The following is a 1,065-nucleotide window of genomic DNA, read 5'->3' on the forward strand; positions in this document are numbered from 1 at the left end:
CATCACGGTCAAGGGGGTCGGCGCACAACATGCCCGGACGGCCGCGGGGGGCGGGACTCGGCCACCCATCGCTCGTGGGGGCATTCGGTGAGGATGATGCCGGTGGTCCATTGGGTGGGTTTCATGGTTCCTCCTGGGGGGCGGGGGCGGCTGGCGGCTATGCCAGGCCGTCACGGAGGCCGTCCTCGTAGCCGGCCATGTACAACGCGCGGCCGATGAGCACGTCGACCTCACGCTGAGCTGAGTCGAGCTGAGCCCAGGGGATGAGCCAGGACTCCTTGGGGTCGGGTTGCCGCTTGGCCCACTCGACCCAGACGTCTCGGACCATCTCGCCGAGCCGTTCGAGGAGGTCGTCGGGGAGCGTGGGCGGTTGCTGGTTGGCCATGTCGTCCTCCTGGGGGGGGCTGAGAACCCCGGACTCCCTGCCGCCTGGGAGCCCGGGGAGGGTCACCTCGGTGTCACGTTGATGGCGCCGCCGGTCGGGACCGGAACGATGGAGATGCGGCCGTCCTGGATCGCCTTGTACAAGATGGCGCCGTTCTTACCGAGCACCTTGGCCAGGTCACGCAGGGACTTCAGTTCCGTCTGGACCCTGGTGTTGATCTGGGTCTGAGCCGCGTTCTGCGCTTTGGCGGCCTGCTCGGCGGCCATGGCGTCCTCAAGCCCGGCAGGGGGAACCGGCTTTTGCACGATGAGCACCATGGAGCCGCACTCGCCCGTCCCGGCGTAGGTGGGCGCGCAGAAGAACGAGTCGCCGGTGATCTCCTGGATGTACTTGCCTGCCAGGGTGCCGACTTCGCTGGCCCACGCCTGGTAGGTCTTGGCGTCGTTGTACAACGCCTTCCACCCGTGGGATTGGGCCGCCTCGTTCATCGCCCGCCGGATCGGCTGGCCGAGATAGAACGCCTGCAGCTCCTTCCACCGCTTGGGCTCCTCGTCGCCGGCGAAGTCGATGCCGTTCCGCTTGGAGCCGAGCGCGTGTCCAGCCGTACGTCGGCGGCGTCGAGGTCGGACGGCATCCAGACGTCCGGTGTCGTGCCCACGATCACGTACGGGGCGCTCGCG

The 1,065-nt window shown here is 68.3% G+C and carries 1 protein-coding gene and 1 pseudogene; both read right to left on the minus strand.

Going from position 1 to position 1,065, the window contains the following annotated elements; translation table 11 throughout:
• Positions 1-157: 157 nt before the first annotated feature.
• Positions 158-385 (minus strand): hypothetical protein, encoded by a 228-nt coding sequence (locus AB0B89_RS36600; RefSeq protein ID WP_358562432.1) that lies wholly within the window; start codon positions 383-385, stop codon positions 158-160.
• A gap of 62 nt (positions 386-447) precedes the next feature.
• Positions 448-1,065, minus strand: a pseudogene (locus AB0B89_RS36605) (hypothetical protein); the annotation flags it as partial.

The organism is Sphaerisporangium sp. NPDC049002, assembly GCF_040649355.1.
In the GTDB taxonomy this organism is placed as follows: Bacteria; Actinomycetota; Actinomycetes; order Streptosporangiales; family Streptosporangiaceae; genus Sphaerisporangium.